The organism is Streptomyces sp. NBC_00287 (assembly GCF_036173105.1).
Taxonomy (GTDB): Bacteria; Actinomycetota; Actinomycetes; order Streptomycetales; family Streptomycetaceae; genus Streptomyces.
Genome location: NZ_CP108053.1, coordinates 4,162,225 through 4,179,621, shown reverse-complemented (window position 1 = coordinate 4,179,621; position 17,397 = coordinate 4,162,225). Strand labels below are relative to the sequence as shown.

The following is a 17,397-nucleotide window of genomic DNA, read 5'->3' as shown; positions in this document are numbered from 1 at the left end:
GCCCGCACGGCCCCTTCGAGGGCCGCTACGACTCGTTGTGCCCCGAGCCGCGCTGCGCGACCAGCGCGTCGCGGATCTCCTTCAGCACCTCCAGCTCGGTGATCTCGATCACCTCGTGGGTGCCTTCCTTCGCCTTCCGGCGCGCCTCCTGGCGCGCCAGGTACTTCGACATCGGCAGCACCATCAGGAAATAGACCACCGCCGCGGTGATCACGAAGCTGAGCGTCGCCCCCAGGACCGAGCCCCACAGGATCATCACGCCGCTCGTGACCGTGCCGTCCGCGGCCTTCTCGCAGGGGCCCTTCAGACACGAGCTGTAGCTGTCGAGGTTCTTGGTCCCGATCGCCCCGACGAGCGGGTTGATGACGCCCCTCACCACCGAGTTGACGATGTTGGTGAAGGCGGCGCCGATGACCACCGCTACTGCCAGATCGACGACGTTCCCGCGCAACAGGAAGGCCTTGAAGCCGTCCACGATGCTCGGTTCCTTCTTCTCGCTCACCTCGGGGACTCTCCTCGCACGCGCAAGTTGTGGAACAGGCCGCTCCGCAACCTACGTCAGGGCTGGGCCATTCTGTCCAATCCGATCGCTCGATCGAGGGACTTGACAGGCAGTCACGCACCAGGCGAAAGACACGGCTCAGCACAGTGTCACCGCCAGTCGTGCCGTCGCACTCGCGCCCACCAGACGTGCCGCCGTGGACCGCGGCACCGTGAGCACGACCAGCGCGCCGCTGTCGACCGCGTCGTCCAGGGCCTCGGGCACCTTCGTCACCCGCACCCCGCGCGCGACCACCCGCGCGTCCCCGCCCGCCGCCGTCTCCTCGGCCGCGATGACGTCGACCCGGTCACCGGGCCGCAGCAGCCGCACCGTGGCCCCGTCGGCGATCCGCACCGGCGCCGTCACCATCTCGACGGCGCGCCGCTCGCGTACGGGCTCCGCCGCCGGATGCCCGCGCGCACGGTCGGTGTCCAGCGGGCCCGCCGCCACGAGCGCCGCCGCCGTGACCGCGAGCCCCGCGGCCACGGCCCGCCGTCGATGCCGTACGAGCCGGCGCAGTTGGAACCGCCCGCCGCGCACCCGCACCGGTGCGAAGTGCGGCACCTCGCACGTCGGAGGAGCGTCCGTGCCGAGCGGGCGCGGAGGAAGGGGGGCGGCGGACGCGGGTGAGAAGGGAGAAGGAGTCGGAGACGGACCGAAGGACACGGGGAACCACCACCTGCCACGAGGGAACGGCTTGCGAGCCCACGATGAGGCTTCGCGCCGCCGCTCGCTGAGGCCGGTGGACGGCCGACGGGTTGTGGAAAACTCCCTCACCCGAATGTGAGGTTCCGGCTTCCGCCCGGGAAATGCGGCGCCGCGAATCCACAGGGGACCCGCGGCCCGGCCCTACGGCAGCTCGAACCCGGGGTCCATACCGCCGAGCGCCGACGTGCACAGGCAGTCCCGCTCCTCGTTCGAGGGCAGCGCGGCCACCGCGTCGAAGAGCACGCCCCGCAGCCGGTCCACGTTCGCCGCGAACACCCGCAGCACCTCGTCGTGCGAGACGCCCTCGCCGGTCTCGGCGCCCGCGTCGAGGTCGGTGACCAGCGTCATCGACGTGTAGCAGAGCTCGAGTTCACGGGCGAGCGCCGCCTCGGGATGACCGGTCATGCCCACCACCGACCAGCCCTGCGCCTGGTGCCACAACGATTCGGCACGGGTGGAGAAGCGCGGCCCCTCGATCACGACCAGCGTGCCGCCGTCCACAGGCTCCCAGTCCTGCCCGCGCGCCGCCTTCAGCGCCGCAGCCCTGCCGGCGGGGCAGTAGGGATCGGCCAGTGACACATGCACCACGTTCGGCACGGTGCCGCCGGGCAGCGGCAGCCCGTCGAAGTACGACCCCGCCCGGGACTTCGTACGGTCGACCAGCTGATCCGGCACGAGCAGCGTGCCCGGACCGTACTCGGGGCGCAGACCGCCCACCGCGCACGGGCCCAGAACCTGGCGCACACCCACCGAGCGCAGGGCCCACAGGTTGGCCCGGTAGTTGATCCGGTGCGGCGGCAGATGGTGGCCGCGCCCGTGCCGGGGCAGGAAGGCGACCCGCCGGCCGGCGATCTCGCCGAGAAAGAGGGAGTCGCTGGGCGGCCCGTACGGGGTGTCCACCTGGATCTCGGTCACCTCGTCGAGGAACGAGTAGAAGCCGGAGCCGCCGATTACACCGATCTCTGCGTTCGCCATGCGGTCACACTAGCTGGCGGCCGTTCGCGGCCGAGAGGGGCTGCGGCGAACGCGGAAAACCCCGCCGTCCTACGACGGCGGGGTCCCGTGAGCGAGGTGCTACGCGGCGGAGCTGCTGCTGGTTGAGGTGCCCGAACCCGACGACTTCGAGTCCGAGGACGTCGAGGTAGAGGGCGTCGACGACTTCGACGACGACGACGCGGGCGAGCTGCTCGACGAGGAGCCGCGGCTGTCGTTGCGGTAGAAGCCGGAGCCCTTGAAGACGATGCCGACCGCGGAGAACACCTTCTTCAGGCGTCCACTGCAGCTGGGGCACTCGGTCAGGGCGTCGTCGGTGAACTTCTGCACCGCCTCGAGGCCCTCGCCGCACTCGGTGCACTGGTACTGGTAGGTCGGCACTGTCTTCCTCCTGGCACTCTCACTCAATGAGTGCTAACGACGGTCCATAGTGACGTATTCCTCGGGATCAGTCCACCGTCACCGGCACGCGGTGACCGACGCCACGTGCGACGGTACGGCTGCGGGGGCGTGCCGCCAGCCGGGAACGCAGCGCCAGAAGCGTCGCCAGGGCGAGCAGCGTGCCGACCGTCGGCACCAGGAATCCGGCGCCGCCCCAGAAGCGGTCCTCCAGCTGTCCGGCGACCGTGACGGCGCCCGCCTGACCGAGTGCCACCGCGCCGGTGAGCCAGGTGAAGGCCTCGGTGCGGGCACCGGCCGGGACCAGGCCCTCCACCAGCGTGTAGCCGGTGATCAGGGCGGGCGCGATGCACATGCCGACCAGGAGGCCGAGGCCGGCCAGGACGAGCACGGAGTGCGCGGCCCACAGACCGGACGCGGCGAGCGCGAGGGCGGCGTAGCCGAGGACGAGGCGCCGCTGCGGGGCAACCTTCCACGCGATGGCGCCGCACGCGATGCCGGAGATCATGTTGCCGGCGGCGAAGACGCCGTACAGGACGCCGTTCAGCCCCGGTTCGCCGATCGACTCGGTGAACGCGGCCAGCGAGACCTGCATGCCGCCGAAGACGGAACCGATGCCCAGGAAGGTCACGATCAGCACGCGCACGCCGGGGATGCGCAGCGCGGAGGTGCGCTCCACGCGCGTGTGCCCGTCGACGGCGACGGAGGGCTGCGTGCTCTTCTGCGCGGCGAACAGCAGACCGCCGATCAGCGTCAGCGCGGCCTCCGTGACCAGGCCGGCGGCCGGGTCGACGGCCGTGCACAGCGCGGTCGCCAGCAGCGGGCCCACGACGAAGGTCAGCTCGTCGGTGACGGACTCGAAGGCCGCCGCGGTGGTCTTGAGGGGCGAGCCCTGGAGCTTCACGCCCCAGCGGGCGCGGACCATCGGACCGACCTGCGGAACCGAGGCGCCGGTGGGCACGGCCGCCACGAACAGCGCCCACAGGGGCGCGTCCGCCAGCGCGAGCGCCGTCAGTGTCAGACCCGCCAGCGCGTGCACCAGCACGCCGGGGATCAGGACGGAACGCTGCCCGTACCGGTCGGCGAGGCGCCCGGTGTAGGGCGCGAACAGCGCCATGGAGACGCCGGTGACGGCGGCGGCGGCGCCCGCGGCGCCGTACGAGCCGGTGGTGTGCTGCACGAGCAGCACGATGGAGATGGTGAGCATCGCGAACGGCTGGCGCGCCGCGAAGCCGGGGAGCAGGAACGTCCAGGCGCCGCGGGTGCGCAGCAGCTGTCCGTATCCCGGGCGGGAGGATGCCGGCGAGGTCTTCGACGGCTCGGTGGTGACCGTGGATTCCACGGCCCGTGCCTTTCTGCCACCTGGTAGCGCGGCCCCTGCAGATGGGAGGCGGCGCCGAGAGCTGTCCTCTTGCGCGGAACTGCGGTAGATACCGGCGCCACTGCGGGAGGGCGTCCCGGCCGCCATACGGTCGCGCCAGCTCTGCGTCAGGCAGAGTTGGTTCGATCTAGGTGCGCCTTCATCGTACAGGGGGCAACCGCAAGTGCACCTGTGAAAACGAGCACCATGGCGCCGGGGCGCCTGTGAATGAATGGGGTGTGAACGGTGCGAAACGCGCCCTTAACTACCGGGGCCCTCGCCGTTCGTCCCCAGCCATCCGGCCAGCTTGCCCCCGTGCCCCACGGCCCGAAGCCGCCGCTCCGCGGCGTCCCGTACCGGATCCGTGGCGACCACGAGCAGCTCGTCGCCGCGCCGCAGCACTGTCGTGGGAAGCGGGACGAACGATTTCCCGTCCCGCACGACCAGGGTGACGGCGGCGCCGGCGGGCAGCCGGAGCTCGTTGATCTCGACGCCGTGCATCTTCGAGCCCTCGGGGATCGTGACGGAGAGCAGGTGCCCGCGCAGCCGCTCCAGCGGCGCCGACTCGATGCCGAGGTCGGCGGCGGCCTCCGCGTCCTCGCCGAGCCGCAGCTTGCGGGCGAGCCAGGGCAGGGTCGGTCCCTGGACCAGGGTATAGACGACGACCAGGACGAAGACGACGTTGAAGATGCGGCGGCTGTCCTCGACGCCGCCGACCATCGGGATCGTCGCCAGGATGATGGGGACGGCGCCGCGCAGGCCGGCCCAGGACATCAGCGTCTGCTCCTGCCACGGCACCCGGAACGGCGTCAGACAGAGCACGACGCTCAGCGGGCGCGCGATCATCGTCAGCACCAGGCCGATGACGAGGGCGGGCAGGATGTCGTCGCCCAGCTCGTGCGGGGTGACCAGGAGGCCGAGCAGGACGAACATGCCGATCTGGGCGATCCAGCCGAGCCCGTCGGCGAACCCGCGCGTGGCCGGCCAGTGGGGCAGTCTGGCGTTGCCCATCACCATGGAGGCGAGGTACACCGCCAGGAAGCCGCTGCCGTGGGCCAGGGCGCCCGCCGCGTACGCCACGACGGCGATGGCCATGACGGCGATCGGGTAGAGGCCGGAGGCGGGCAGTGCCACGTGCCGCAGTCCCCAGGAGCCCAGGAAGCCCACCGCGATGCCGATGGCGGCGCCGATGGCCAGCTCCAGCGCTATCTCGCCCACCAGCACGTACCAGTGCTCGATGGGGCCGGCGTGCGAGAAGGCGACCACCAGAATGACCACGGGGGCGTCGTTGAAGCCGGACTCCGCCTCCAAGGTGCCCGTCACGCGCGCGGGGAGGGGGATTTTCCGTAGTACGGAGAAGACCGCGGCGGCGTCCGTGGAGGAGACGACGGCACCGACGATGAGCGCCTGACGCCACTCGAGACCGGTCAGGTAATGCGCGGCCGTCGCCGTCACACCGACGCTCACCGCGACGCCCGCCAGCGCCAGCGTGGTGGCGGCGGGAAGGGCCGGCTTGACCTCTTTCCACTTCGTGCCCAGACCACCCTCGGCAAGGATCACGACCAGGGCCGCATACCCGATGACCTGCGTCAGCTCGGCATTGTCGAACTTGATGTCGCCGATGCCGTCCTGCCCCATGGCGACGCCGATGCCCATGTACACGAGCAGGCTGGGGAGCCCGCTGCGCGAGGAGATCCGGACCGCTGCGACGGCGACGAGCAGGACGAGCGAGCAGACGAGCAGGAGCTGGTTGAGGTCGTGGACAGTCAGCGGCCGTTCCCTTCCCTGGCTCACGGGCACGCGCGCGTGAGCTCACGTACATAGGACACGAAGTGGCTGAACTCCGCACCCAACTACTTCGTTACCTTACCTAACTCTTGACGATTTCTTGACGTTCGCCGGGCATGATCGAACGCTCGTGCGCCGTGGTTCCCTACTCCGCGTCAAGTGGCGCGGGGCCCTGCGCCTATGGTTGCTCCAGCGCTCAGTCAAATGGATAAGCCCGCCTGCCGCTCGCGTTAGGACAGCAAGGACAGCGATGCCCCCCAACACCACCGCCTCTACGGGTCAGCAGCCCGGCAAGTCCGGCAGGAAGAAGGGGCGCAGAGCCCGTCTGATCGTCCTCGTCCTCGTGCTGGCCATGATCGGCGGCGTCGCGTACGGGGCGTACTGGTCCATCAGTACAGTCCGTGCCTCCTTCCCGCAGACCAAGGGTTCGATCACGCTCGATGGCCTGTCGGGCCCGGTCGACGTGAAGCGCGACGGCTACGGCATCCCGCAGATCTACGCCTCCTCCGACGAGGACCTGTTCATGGCGCAGGGCTTCGTCCAGGCGCAGGACCGGTTCTACGAGATGGACGTGCGCCGTCACATGACCTCCGGGCGCCTGTCGGAGATGTTCGGCAAGAGCCAGGTCGACAACGACGAGTTCCTGCGCACCCTGGGCTGGGACCGCATCGCGCAGGAGGAGTACGACAGCAAGCTGTCGGACGCCACCAAGAAGTACCTCCAGGCCTACGCCAAGGGAGTCAACGCCTACCTGGAAGGCAAGGAAGGCGAGGAGCTCTCCCTGGAGTACGCCGCTCTCGGTTTCGCCAACGACTACAAGCCCGAGGAGTGGACCCCGGTCGACTCGGTCTCGTGGCTGAAGGCGATGGCCTGGGACCTGCGCGGCAACATGGAGGACGAGATCGACCGCGCCCTGATGACCAGTCGTCTGGGCCCGCAGCAGATCGACGACCTCTACCCGCAGTACCCGTACGACCGGAACAAGGCGATCGTCCAGGAGGGCCAGTACGACGAGCTCACCGGGACGTTCGAGCAGGGCGGCGGCACCTCCACCGGCGGCACCTCCACCGGCAGCGCGTCCACCGACGGCACCTCCACGGCCGGATCGTCCACCGGAGGCACCACGGGCCTGGAGAGCCAGCTCTCGGGCCTGTACGACGTCCTGGAGGACCTTCCCACGGCCGTCGGCGTGAACGGCAACGGCATCGGCTCCAACTCCTGGGTCGTCTCCGGCGACCACACCATCACCGGTAAGCCCCTGCTGGCCAACGACCCGCACCTGTCGGCGTCGTTGCCGTCCGTCTGGTACCAGATGGGCCTGCACTGCCGCAGCGTCTCCAGCAAGTGCCAGTACGACGTCACCGGTTACACCTTCGCCGGCATGCCCGGTGTGATCATCGGCCATAACCAGAACATCTCCTGGGGCATGACCAACTCGGGCGTCGACGTCACCGACCTCTACCTGGAGAAGCTCACCGGCGACGGCTACCTCTACGACGGCAAGGTCAAGCCGTTCAAGACGCGCGAGGAGACCATCAAGGTCGCCGGCGGCACGTCCAAGAAGATCGTCGTCCGCGAGACCGGGAGCGGGCCCTTGCTCTCCGACCGCAGCGACGAGCTGGTGAAGGTCGGCAAGAAGGCCGCCGTCGACGCCTCCGCACCCGACCGCGGCGACGGCTACGGCATCTCCCTGCGCTGGACCGCGCTGGACCCGGGCACCTCCATGGATGCCGTCTTCGCGATGAACAAGGCCGCGAACTGGAGCGACTTCCGCGCCGCCGCCGCCCTGTTCGACGTGCCCTCGCAGAACCTGATCTACGCCGACACCGAGGGCCACATCGGCTACACCCTGCCCGGAAAGATCCCCACGCGCGGGGCGAAGGCCGACGGCTCGATCCCGCAGCCGGGCTGGGACTCCAAGTACCGCTGGACCGGCTACATCCCGCAGGACGAGCTGCCCTTCGAGTTCGACCCCGCGCGCGGGTACATCGTCACCGCCAACCAGGCCGTGGTCGACAAGGACAAATACCCCTACACCCTCACCGAGGACTGGGGCTACGGCACGCGCAGCCAGCGCATCACCGACCTGATCAAGTCGAAGATCGACGACGGCGGCAAGATCTCCACCGACGACATGCGCCAGATGCAGCTCGACAACAGCAGCGAGATCGCCAAGCTGCTGGTGCCGAAGCTGCTGAAGCTGGACATCGCCGACAAGGACGTCCGCGAGGCGCAAAAGCTCCTGGAGGGCTGGGACTACACCCAGGACGCCGACTCGGCGGCCGCCGCCTACTTCAACTCGGTCTGGCGCAACATCCTCAAGCTCTCCTTCGGCAACAAGCTGCCCAAGGAGTTGCGGGTCAAGGGCCAGTGCCTGTGGGTCGACCCGGTCAACACGACCGGTCCGGCGGACGAGGTCGAGAAGGTCCGCGAGTGCGGCCAGCGCGACGCCGACCAGGCGCAGCCGGACGGTGGCGACCGCTGGTTCGAGGTCGTGCGCAAGCTCATGGACGACGAGGACAGCGACTGGTGGAAGACGCCCCAGTCGGGCACCCGCCCCAAGGCCGACAACCGCGACGAGCTGTTCGAGCGCGCCATGATCGACGCCCGCTGGGAGCTGACCGCCAAGCTCGGCAAGGACATCGACACCTGGAGCTGGGGCAGGCTGCACCGCCTGTTCCTGAAGAACCAGACCCTCGGCACCGACGGCCCCGGCTTCCTGCAGTACGTCCTCAACCGCGGCCCCTGGAAGCTCAGCGGCGGCGAGGCGACGGTCAACGCCACCGGCTGGAACGCCGCCGGCGGCTACGGCGTCGTCTGGGTGCCGTCGATGCGGATGGTGGTCAACCTCGGCGACCTCGACAAGTCGAAGTGGATCAACCTCACCGGTGCCTCCGGGCACGCCTACAGCGCCCACTACACCGATCAGACGGACAAGTGGGCCGACGGCGAGCTGCTGGACTGGTCCTTCTCCGACGGCGCGGTCGACGAGAGCACGAGCGACACACTGGTGCTCAAGCCATGAGCCGCTCACGGTGAACGCACGAAAGGGCCCTCCACGCGCGCGTGGAGGGCCCTTTCATCTGCGCGGGGACGCGGGAGCGGGCTCAGTCCGCACGGAAGCGGCGCACGCCCGACGGCGTCACCACCGCGTGCACCGGCCGGTCGTGCGCCTCGGCCGGGACGCGCTCGACGACCTCCGCGTCGTACAGCAGCACCACCAGCGCGGGGTGTGCGTCCGCGCGTTCCAGGCGTGCGAGCACGCGGTCGTACGAGCCCCCGCCGCGCCCCAGGCGCATGCCGCGCGCGTCCACGGCGAGGCCGGGCAGCAGCACCACGTCGGCGGTGGTCACGGCGTCCGGTCCGAGGCGTTCGCCGACGGGCTCGAAGAGGGCCATCTTTCCGCCGTGTTGGACCTGCGCGAGGGAGCCCTCGCCGGTGTAGGCGCCCCAGTCGAGGTCGTTGTCGGGCAGGAGCGCGGGGAGCAGGACGCGCACGCCCCGCGCGCGCAGCGCGTCCAGCAGCGCGAGCGTGCCCGGTTCGCTCCCCACGGATACGTACGCCGCCACCGTGCGCGCCCGCGCCAGTTCGGGCAGCTCCAGCGCGCGCCCCGCCAGCGCGACCCCGGATTCCCGCACGTCATCAGCCGTCAACCTGTTCCTCGCCGCGAGGAACTCTCGCCGAAACGTTCGCTTGTCAGGCTCAGCCGGACGTCCGATGTGACTCAAAGGTCGTACCCGTACCCTTTCAATACGCTCATATGAGAGCCAATTAACCGGAGCCACAGATTCCCTACAAAGGCACCGGATAAGGTTGCGGGCATGACTCAGTCGCACCCTCGGATCAGCAAGGCTGTCATTCCCGCAGCAGGTCTCGGCACCCGGTTCCTGCCGGCCACCAAGGCCACTCCCAAGGAGATGCTGCCGGTCGTCGACAAGCCGGCGATCCAGTATGTGGTCGAGGAGGCCGTCTCCGCGGGCCTCGACGACGTCCTCATGATCACAGGTCGCAACAAGCGCCCCCTTGAGGACCACTTCGACCGCAACTACGAGCTGGAATCGGCCCTTCAGAAGAAGGGCGACGCCAGCCGGCTCGCCAAGGTGCAGGAGTCCAGCGACCTCGCCACCATGCACTACGTGCGCCAGGGCGACCCCAAGGGACTCGGCCACGCGGTGCTGTGCGCGGCCCCGCACGTCGGCCACGAGCCCTTCGCCGTGCTCCTCGGCGACGACCTCATCGACCCGCGCGACCCGCTGCTCAAGCGCATGGTCGAGGTCCAGGAGCAGCGCGGCGGCAGCGTCATCGCGCTCATGGAGGTCGCGCCGGAGCAGATCCACCTCTACGGCTGTGCGGCCGTGGAGCCCACCGAGGACGGCGACGTCGTCAAGGTGACCGGCATGGTGGAGAAGCCCGACGCCGCGGACGCCCCGTCGAACTACGCGATCATCGGCCGCTACGTCCTCGACCCGCACATCTTCGACATACTGCGCAAGACCGAACCCGGTCGCGGCGGCGAGATCCAGCTCACCGATGCCCTCCAGCAGCTCGCCGAGGACGAGAAGGTGGGCGGCCCGGTGCACGGCGTCGTCTTCAAGGGCCGCCGCTATGACACCGGTGACCGTGGCGACTACCTGCGTGCCATTGTCAGACTCGCATGCGAACGTGAAGACCTGGGCCCGGACTTCCGGACCTGGCTTCGCAGTTACGTAGCCGAGGAGATGTAGCCACTTTGAGCAGCGCCGCGCCCCGCACCACCGGCCGGGACCACCTCTGGTCGGTGGACGAACACCTGGAGGACATCCTCGCGACCGTCCGCCCCCTCGAACCCATCGAGCTGCAACTCCTCGACGCCCAGGGCTGCGTCCTGGTCGAGGACGTCACGGTGCCGGTGTCCCTGCCGCCGTTCGACAACAGCTCCATGGACGGGTACGCGGTGCGGGTCGCCGATGTCGCGGGCGCGAGCGAGGAGTTCCCGGCGGTCCTGGAGGTCGTCGGGGACGTTGCCGCGGGCCAGGCGGAGCTGCTGCAGGTGGGCCCCGGCCAGGCCGCCCGCATCATGACCGGTGCCCCGCTGCCGCCGGGCGCGGAAACGGTCGTACCCGTCGAATGGACCGACGGCGGCCTCGGCGAGGGCCCGGTGGCCGGGATGCGCGCCCGCAGCCTCGCCCCCGAGGGCGCCTCCGGGCATGTGCACGTGTACCGGCCCGCAGAGGCACGCGCGCACGTGCGCGCCAAGGGCAGCGACGTGAAGGCCGGTGACCGCGCCCTGGACGCCGGCACTGTCCTCGGCCCGCCGCAGATCGCCCTGCTCGCTGCGATCGGCCGCGGCACCGTACGCGTACGCCCGCGCCCGCGCGTGGTCGTGATGTCCACCGGCAGCGAACTCGTCCAGCCCGACGAGCAGTTGCGCAGCGGCCAGATCTACGACTCCAACAGCTTCGCCCTCACCGCGGCCGCCCGGGACGCCGGCGCCATCGCCTACCGCGTGGGCGCCGTCGCCGACGATGCCGAGACGCTGCGCTCCACCATCGAGGACCAGCTGGTGCGCGCCGACCTCATGGTCACCACCGGCGGCGTGAGCGTCGGCGCGTACGACGTCGTCAAGGAGGCGCTGCAGTCGGTCGCCGACGAGGACGAGGCGGGCAGCGGCATCGACTTCCGCAAGCTCGCCATGCAGCCCGGCAAGCCCCAGGGCTTCGGCTCCATCGGCCCCGACCACACGCCTCTGCTGGCTCTCCCCGGCAACCCGGTGTCGTCGTACGTCTCCTTCGAGCTGTTCGTGCGCCCCGCGATCCGCACGCTCATGGGCCTGGAGGACGTCCACCGGCCGCGCACGACCGCGACCCTCACGGCGGACAAGGCGCTGACCTCGCCGAAGGGGCGTCGGCAGTTCCTGCGCGGGGCATACGCCGACGGCGCCGTGACCCCGGTCGGCGGCGCCGGATCGCACCTGGTCGCCGCCCTCGCGCAGGCCGACGCGCTGATCGTCGTCCCCGAGGACACCGAGTCCGTCGAGCCCGGCGCCGAGGTCGAGGTCGTGCTGCTCGGCTGAGCGCACGCGCGTGTGCCGGTCCGCAGGCCGGTCCTGCTCCGGTGCGCGCGCCGACTTGGCGGTACCGTGTCGCGCACAGCAGGCCCAGCGCCGCACCGCTACGGGCCCGGACCGGGAGCGCCACACAGCATGAGTACGCAGGACCGACTGACGCACATCGACGAGGCGGGCGCGGCCCGCATGGTCGACGTATCGGAGAAGGACGTGACGGCGCGCACCGCCCGCGCGAGCGGGCGCGTCCTGGTCTCGCCCCGCGTGATCGAGCTGCTGCGCGGCGAGGGCGTCCCCAAGGGCGACGCGCTGGCCACGGCACGGATCGCGGGCATCATGGGCGCCAAGCGCACCCCGGACCTGATCCCGCTGTGCCACCCATTGTCGGTGTCGGGTGTGAAACTGGATCTGTCGGTCGCGGACGACGCCGTGGAGATCCAGGCCACCGTCAAGACCACGGACCGCACGGGCGTCGAGATGGAGGCCCTCACCGCGGTCTCCGTCGCCGCGCTCACCGTGATCGACATGGTCAAGGCAGTCGACAAGGGAGCGGTCATCACCGACGTACGGGTGGAGGAGAAGACGGGCGGCAAGTCGGGCGACTGGAGCCGGGCGTGAGCGCCGGGACCCGCCGCGCCCTGGTCGTGACCGCCTCCAACCGCGCCGCCGCGGGCGTCTACGAGGACAAGGGCGGCCCGCTGATCGCCGACGGGCTGAAGAGCTTCGGTTTCACCGTCGAGGGGCCGCAGGTCGTCCCCGACGGCGACCCCGTGGAGGCCGCGCTGCGCGCCGCCGTGGACGCCGGGTACGACGTCGTCGTCACCACCGGCGGCACCGGCATCTCGCCGACCGACCGCACGCCCGAGGCGACCCGCAAGGTGATCGACTACGAGGTGCCGGGCATCGCGGAGGCCATCAGGGCGTTCGGACGGGAGAAGGTGCCGACCGCCGCGCTCTCCCGGGGACTGGCCGGGGTGGCGGGCAGCACGCTGATCGTCAATCTGCCGGGTTCTACCGGCGGGGTGAAGGACGGTCTCGCCGTCCTGGAGGCCCTGCTGGTCCACGCCGTCGACCAAGTCCGCGGCGGCGATCACCCCAGACCCGGCGCAGGCAGTGGGGGTGCGAGCTGAACAGCCCATCCTGGCCCGTCGTACTGGCGGACGGCGATGTCGTCCTCCGGCCGATAAAGCTGCGCGACCAGCGGGCCTGGCGCGAGGTCAACCGGCGCAACCGGGACTGGCTGCGCCCCTGGGAGGCCACCATTCCGCCGCCCACGCCCAGCGGGCCGATCGCGCACCGGCCGACCTACCGCCAGATGGTCCGGCATCTGCGCTCCGAGGCGAACGCGGGCCGCATGCTGCCGTTCGTCATCGAGTACCAGGGGCGGCTGGTGGGGCAGTTGACGGTCGCCGGGATCACCTGGGGCTCGATGTGCTCGGGGCACGTCGGTTATTGGGTGGACGAGGCGGTGGCCGGCCGTGGGGTGATGCCGACGGCCGTGGCGCTCGTCGTGGACCACTGTTTCCGCACCGTCGGACTGCACCGCATCGAGGTCTGCATTCGCCCGGAGAACGCGCCGAGCCGCCGGGTGGTGGAGAAACTCGGATTCCGCGACGAGGGGCTGCGGCCCCGTTATCTCCACATCGACGGGGCCTGGCGCGACCATCTCGTCTTCGCGCTCACGGCGGAAGAGGTGCCCGACGGGTTGCTGAACCGCTGGCACCGGGCACACTCCGGGGGGAACCCCGCCCAGCCCGGGTAATTGAATAAATGTTCGAAATTGATCGCCTCGCGACCGTCTTGAAGCCCAGAATTCGCATCCTCTGCGGCCTGCTGATCGCATCGGTCACAAAAAAATTTCGAAATATCAGCCAGATCGTGCGACACACCGGCTCAATTGGCAGATGGCCTCACGCAAACCCCTCTACCGTGTGAGGCGTGAGCAGCAGCGGCCTCATCTACGCAGTCATTGTCGGGGCCTGGGCCGCCTACTTGGTGCCGATGTGGCTCCGTAGGCAGGACGAGCTGAACGAGGCCCGTCCGACGGAACGCTTCAGCACAGCCATCCGGTTGCTGTCCGGACGGGCGGGGATGGAGCGCCGGTACGCCAAGGACCTGCGGGCGCGCTCCACCGACGAGGGGGAGCCCAGCGCCGACGACCCGGACGGCGTCACCGCATCGGTGGACGTCCGGGCCTTCGCCATGCCCCCGACGCGCCCACAGGCGCAGGCGGTTGTGCCCACGCGCGCGGAGGAGCAGGAGCGCTCCGAACCGGCGCGCGCACAGGCGTCCGCGCCGGCGCCCGAACCCGCGCCCGAGCGGAAAGCACAGAAGGCACAGAAAGCACAGAAGGCGCAGGCGGCGCAGCAACCGGCCCCGGCCGCACGGCGCACGCCCCCCACAGCCGCCGCGGAGGCCGCCGCCGCGCGCGCCCGGCGCACGAAGGTGCTCGCGCGCCGTCGGCGCACCACCGTGGTGCTCTTCATCGCCTTCACGCTCGGCGCGGTCGTCGCCGCCGTCGGGGGGCTCGCCTTCCTGTGGGCGCCCGGTGTGCCCGCCGTACTGCTCAGCGCGTACATCGCCTACCTGCGCTCCCAGGAGCGCCGCCGCTTCGCGTACCAGATGGACCGCCGCCGTGCCGAAGTCGCCGCGCAGCGGCTCAGGGAGCGCGCGCGCCAGTCGCGTCGGCGCGTGGCTGCTGACGCCGGCGCGGACGCAGAGGAGCCCCACGAAGGCCCCGGATCGCAGACCGACCCGGGGCTGTCGGCGCTCGCCGCGGACCGGCGGGCGCTCGTCGAGCAGACGGACCACGCCGAGTGGGTCGATCAGCAGCGCGAGCGTCAGCGGCGGCCGGGGCAGGGCGACAGCTGGGATCCGGTGCCGGTGCCGTTGCCGACGTATGTGACCGCTCCGGTCGCGCCACGGGCCACGTCGGATGTGGATCTGGGGGCGCCGGACGCGTGGAGCTCGGCGCGCTCCAGTGCCGTCGCGCCGGAGCAGGAGGCGGAGTCCCGCGCCGCCGCGGGCGAGCCGACGGAAGCGGACGACGGTGATGAGGACAGGGCGGACGGCGGCGGGCGCAGTGACGCCCGCCGGGCCGCGTCCGCCCGGCGGGCACGTGAGCGCGGACGCACGCCGTTGTTCGACCAGTACGAGGACGGCGGGCGGCCGCGGGCGGCCAACGAGTAGGCGGGCCGGCCCGGGGGGAACGGATTTCCAGGCGGGCGGATCGGGATGCTAGAGTTTCACTCGTTGCAAGGGCCTGTGGCGCAGTCCGGTAGCGCACCTCGTTCGCATCGAGGGGGCCAGGGGTTCAAATCCCCTCAGGTCCACCGCAACAACTGTCCTTGAGGAATCAGGGCAGTTGATGAGATCCCGTCCGATCGGTTGATCGGGCGGGATCTTTGTTTTGCCCTCACACGGACCGGAACAGGCGCTCGGCTGACGTGGTGTCAGATGGCATCATGCTGCACCGCTCACCGAGGATGCGCGGGCGCGTCCGGTGCCCCGGCAAGGGGCGGAGCCCGCCGAGGGGTGTGTGGTGGGCCGCGGTGCAGCTCAGGGCGCTGCCGCGGCAAGTGGGACGTGCGGTTCCGCTGTCAGCACCCTGCCAGCGCAGGTCCCTGCATTCCTTTTTCCTGGATATCCGTGGGGTGCTCCTCCAGAATTTAATCACCGGGCGACGGGGAGTTGACCGGGAAACTAAATGGGGAATTCGTAATTCCGAGGGGGAATTATTTTCATGGGCAAGAATCTGCTGCGCGCCACGGTCGTCGCTCTGGGTCTCGTCCTCGCCGGCGTCGGTGTGGAGAGCGCGTCGGACGTGACCGCGGGCGGGGTCACGGCGGTCGCCGAGTACAAGGACCCGATCTGGGGGGCGGCGCCCGAGACCCAGGTAGCAGACCCCATTTGGGGCTGATTTTCTCCCCGGTCGAGCAAGCTTTCGGCCAAACTTGTCCGAAAAGGGCCCACCCCTCAGGGGTGGGCCCTTTGTTACTCCCCAGTTTGATCACGCATTCATTGCGGAACCGTTTCTCCCTCCACATAATTGGCCGAGACCTGACGGGTGCATCACGGAGGCGAGGGGGCGCGCGTGCTGGAACCGCTGGGGTTGGGGGCCCATGCGGCCGAGGTCTACCGGGCCATGCTGAAGAGGCCGGATTTCAGCCTTGACGATCTGGTGGCGAGCCTGGGCTGGCAGCCCGAGCTGGTCAGATCGGCCCTTGACGAATGTGTACGACTCGCGCTCATCAAGCCGTCCTGGGACGCACCCGGCGAATTGCGCGTCGTGAGCCCCGAGGTCGGCCTGCAGGCACTTCTCACCCGCCAGGAGAACGAATTCCTGGAACGGCAGAAGCGGATAGCTGAGGCGCGTATCGAAGTGGCCCGGTTCATCGACGAGTACACCGCGGCCCAGCAACGGCAGCGCAACACCGTCATCGAGCGGCTCATCGGAATCGACGAGATCCGAACCCGCATCGAGGAATTCACCCAGGAATGCGAAAAGGAGCTTCTCGCTTTTGCCACAGGTGGGCCACAGACAGAGGCCAGCCGGGAGGCGAGCCGGCCGTTGTGCGAGAAGCTCGCCAAGCGGGGCGTGGTGATGCGCAGCATTTACCTGGACAGCGTGTACAACGACCCCGCGACGGTCGAGCATCTGCGCTGGCTGCACGCGCACGGTGACCAGGTGCGGACGACGGCGTCGTTGCCGTCGCGGATGCTGGTGTTCGACCGCACGCGCGCGGTGCTGCCCATCGATCCCGACGCGTCGGCGGCGGGGGCGCTCGTGCTGCACGGGCAGGGGATCATCACGATCCTGAACGAGCTCTTCGAGCGGGTGTGGGAGAACGCGCTGCCCTTCAGCGGAGGGCGGCCGCAACCGCGCGACCGTGGTGGCGAGGAGCTGTCCGGTCAGGAGCAGGCCGTGCTGCGGTTGCTCGGTGAAGGGCTCACCGATGAGGTGGTGGCCCGCAAGCTCGGCGTCTCGGTGCGCACAGGCCGGCGTATCACCGCCGAGCTAATGGGACGGCTCGGCGCCCGCAGCCGCTTCCAGGCGGGGCTGCGGGCCGCGCAGCTCGGCTGGCTGGAGGGCGCGGAGCCGGAGAGCAGCAGTACGGCTGTGTAGCCGTACTGGCGATGCCCCGGCGCCCGCCTCGCGAAGACACCGTATAGGCCTCGTATAGCGGTCGATTCCACTCTCGGATCAACGCATGGAGGACCGAGTCACCGGACCCGGACTCCGATACCGATCCCTCATTGGAGTCGAGATGCCCAACGCGAACGTGACGACCGTTCTGGACGAGGCCCGCAAGCAGGAGATCAAGGAGATCGTCTGCGACATCCTTGAGATCGATGAGGACGAGGTCACCGAGACCAGCCTCTTCAAGGAGGAGCACGACGCGGACTCGCTGCGTGCCATCGAGATCCTCGCCGCGCTGGAGCGCACCCAGAAGGTCACCATCGACCAGGCCGAGCTCAGCCGCATGGTCAACCTCGAGGGCGTCTACATCGTGGTCGCCGAGGCCGCCCAGAACTGATCTGCCGTCCCGACCGTCAGATGGGTGA

General features: G+C 69.9%; 17 protein-coding genes and 1 tRNA gene. 11 read left to right on the top strand and 7 right to left on the bottom strand.

Going from position 1 to position 17,397, the window contains the following annotated elements; translation table 11 throughout:
- Positions 1-25: 25 nt before the first annotated feature.
- The 6 genes from mscL to OHT76_RS18870 all read right to left on the bottom strand — a co-directional run bounded on the left by mscL (position 26) and on the right by OHT76_RS18870 (position 5,801).
- Entirely contained in the window at positions 26-502 is a 477-nt protein-coding gene (gene mscL / locus OHT76_RS18895) for a large conductance mechanosensitive channel protein MscL (RefSeq protein WP_328872015.1), read from the bottom strand.
- A gap of 138 nt (positions 503-640) precedes the next feature.
- On the bottom strand, positions 641-1,207 hold the full coding sequence (locus OHT76_RS18890; RefSeq protein ID WP_443049808.1) for a hypothetical protein: 567 nt from the start codon (positions 1,205-1,207) through the stop codon (positions 641-643).
- A gap of 183 nt (positions 1,208-1,390) precedes the next feature.
- Positions 1,391-2,224 carry an S-methyl-5'-thioadenosine phosphorylase gene (locus OHT76_RS18885; protein ID WP_328872013.1) on the bottom strand — a complete coding sequence of 278 codons (834 nt, stop codon included), beginning with the start codon at positions 2,222-2,224 and terminating at the stop codon, positions 1,391-1,393.
- A 99-nt stretch (positions 2,225-2,323) separates the two neighbouring features.
- Positions 2,324-2,623 (bottom strand): FmdB family zinc ribbon protein, encoded by a 300-nt coding sequence (locus OHT76_RS18880; protein ID WP_328872012.1) that lies wholly within the window; start codon positions 2,621-2,623, stop codon positions 2,324-2,326.
- A gap of 67 nt (positions 2,624-2,690) precedes the next feature.
- On the bottom strand, positions 2,691-3,983 hold the full coding sequence (locus OHT76_RS18875) for an MFS transporter (RefSeq protein WP_328872011.1): 1,293 nt from the start codon (positions 3,981-3,983) through the stop codon (positions 2,691-2,693).
- A gap of 279 nt (positions 3,984-4,262) precedes the next feature.
- On the bottom strand, positions 4,263-5,801 hold the full coding sequence (locus OHT76_RS18870) for a potassium/proton antiporter (RefSeq protein ID WP_328872010.1): 1,539 nt from the start codon (positions 5,799-5,801) through the stop codon (positions 4,263-4,265).
- Between the two features lie 238 nt (positions 5,802-6,039).
- On the opposite strand from OHT76_RS18870, the gene OHT76_RS18865 reads away from it, so the two are divergent.
- Positions 6,040-8,814, top strand: a complete 2,775-nt coding sequence (locus tag OHT76_RS18865; RefSeq protein ID WP_328872009.1) for a penicillin acylase family protein — start codon at positions 6,040-6,042, stop codon at positions 8,812-8,814.
- An 82-nt stretch (positions 8,815-8,896) separates the two neighbouring features.
- Here the strand turns inward: OHT76_RS18865 and OHT76_RS18860 are convergent, their stop codons facing one another.
- Complete coding sequence (locus tag OHT76_RS18860; RefSeq protein WP_328872008.1) at positions 8,897-9,517, bottom strand: 5-formyltetrahydrofolate cyclo-ligase; 621 nt, start codon at positions 9,515-9,517, stop codon at positions 8,897-8,899.
- Between the two features lie 93 nt (positions 9,518-9,610).
- Here OHT76_RS18860 and galU point away from each other — a divergent pair, with 93 nt between their 5' ends.
- From galU to OHT76_RS18810, 10 genes are all read left to right on the top strand, one after another.
- Entirely contained in the window at positions 9,611-10,513 is a 903-nt protein-coding gene (galU, locus tag OHT76_RS18855) for a UTP--glucose-1-phosphate uridylyltransferase GalU (protein WP_328872007.1), read from the top strand.
- A gap of 5 nt (positions 10,514-10,518) precedes the next feature.
- Positions 10,519-11,841 carry a molybdotransferase-like divisome protein Glp gene (gene glp, locus OHT76_RS18850; RefSeq protein ID WP_328872006.1) on the top strand — a complete coding sequence of 441 codons (1,323 nt, stop codon included), beginning with the start codon at positions 10,519-10,521 and terminating at the stop codon, positions 11,839-11,841.
- 129 nt (positions 11,842-11,970) lie between these two features.
- Entirely contained in the window at positions 11,971-12,450 is a 480-nt protein-coding gene (moaC, locus tag OHT76_RS18845; protein WP_328872005.1) for a cyclic pyranopterin monophosphate synthase MoaC, read from the top strand.
- Positions 12,447-12,962, top strand: a complete 516-nt coding sequence (locus OHT76_RS18840) for a MogA/MoaB family molybdenum cofactor biosynthesis protein (RefSeq protein ID WP_328872004.1) — start codon at positions 12,447-12,449, stop codon at positions 12,960-12,962. Before moaC ends, OHT76_RS18840 begins: the two co-directional genes overlap by 4 nt.
- On the top strand, positions 12,959-13,594 hold the full coding sequence (locus OHT76_RS18835) for a GNAT family N-acetyltransferase (protein ID WP_328876570.1): 636 nt from the start codon (positions 12,959-12,961) through the stop codon (positions 13,592-13,594). The genes OHT76_RS18840 and OHT76_RS18835 overlap by 4 nt, the downstream gene beginning before the upstream one ends.
- A gap of 176 nt (positions 13,595-13,770) precedes the next feature.
- Positions 13,771-15,021 carry a divisome protein SepX/GlpR gene (gene sepX, locus OHT76_RS18830; RefSeq protein WP_328872003.1) on the top strand — a complete coding sequence of 417 codons (1,251 nt, stop codon included), beginning with the start codon at positions 13,771-13,773 and terminating at the stop codon, positions 15,019-15,021.
- Positions 15,022-15,090: 69 nt separating this feature from the next.
- Positions 15,091-15,164: transfer RNA gene (locus tag OHT76_RS18825), tRNA-Ala, on the top strand.
- Between the two features lie 410 nt (positions 15,165-15,574).
- Positions 15,575-15,751, top strand: coding sequence for a hypothetical protein (locus OHT76_RS18820; RefSeq protein ID WP_328872002.1), 177 nt, complete (start codon positions 15,575-15,577; stop codon positions 15,749-15,751).
- A gap of 174 nt (positions 15,752-15,925) precedes the next feature.
- Positions 15,926-16,957 carry a LuxR C-terminal-related transcriptional regulator gene (locus tag OHT76_RS18815; RefSeq protein WP_328872001.1) on the top strand — a complete coding sequence of 344 codons (1,032 nt, stop codon included), beginning with the start codon at positions 15,926-15,928 and terminating at the stop codon, positions 16,955-16,957.
- Between the two features lie 142 nt (positions 16,958-17,099).
- On the top strand, positions 17,100-17,369 hold the full coding sequence (locus OHT76_RS18810; protein ID WP_328872000.1) for an acyl carrier protein: 270 nt from the start codon (positions 17,100-17,102) through the stop codon (positions 17,367-17,369).
- The last annotated feature ends 28 nt before the right edge of the window (positions 17,370-17,397 follow it).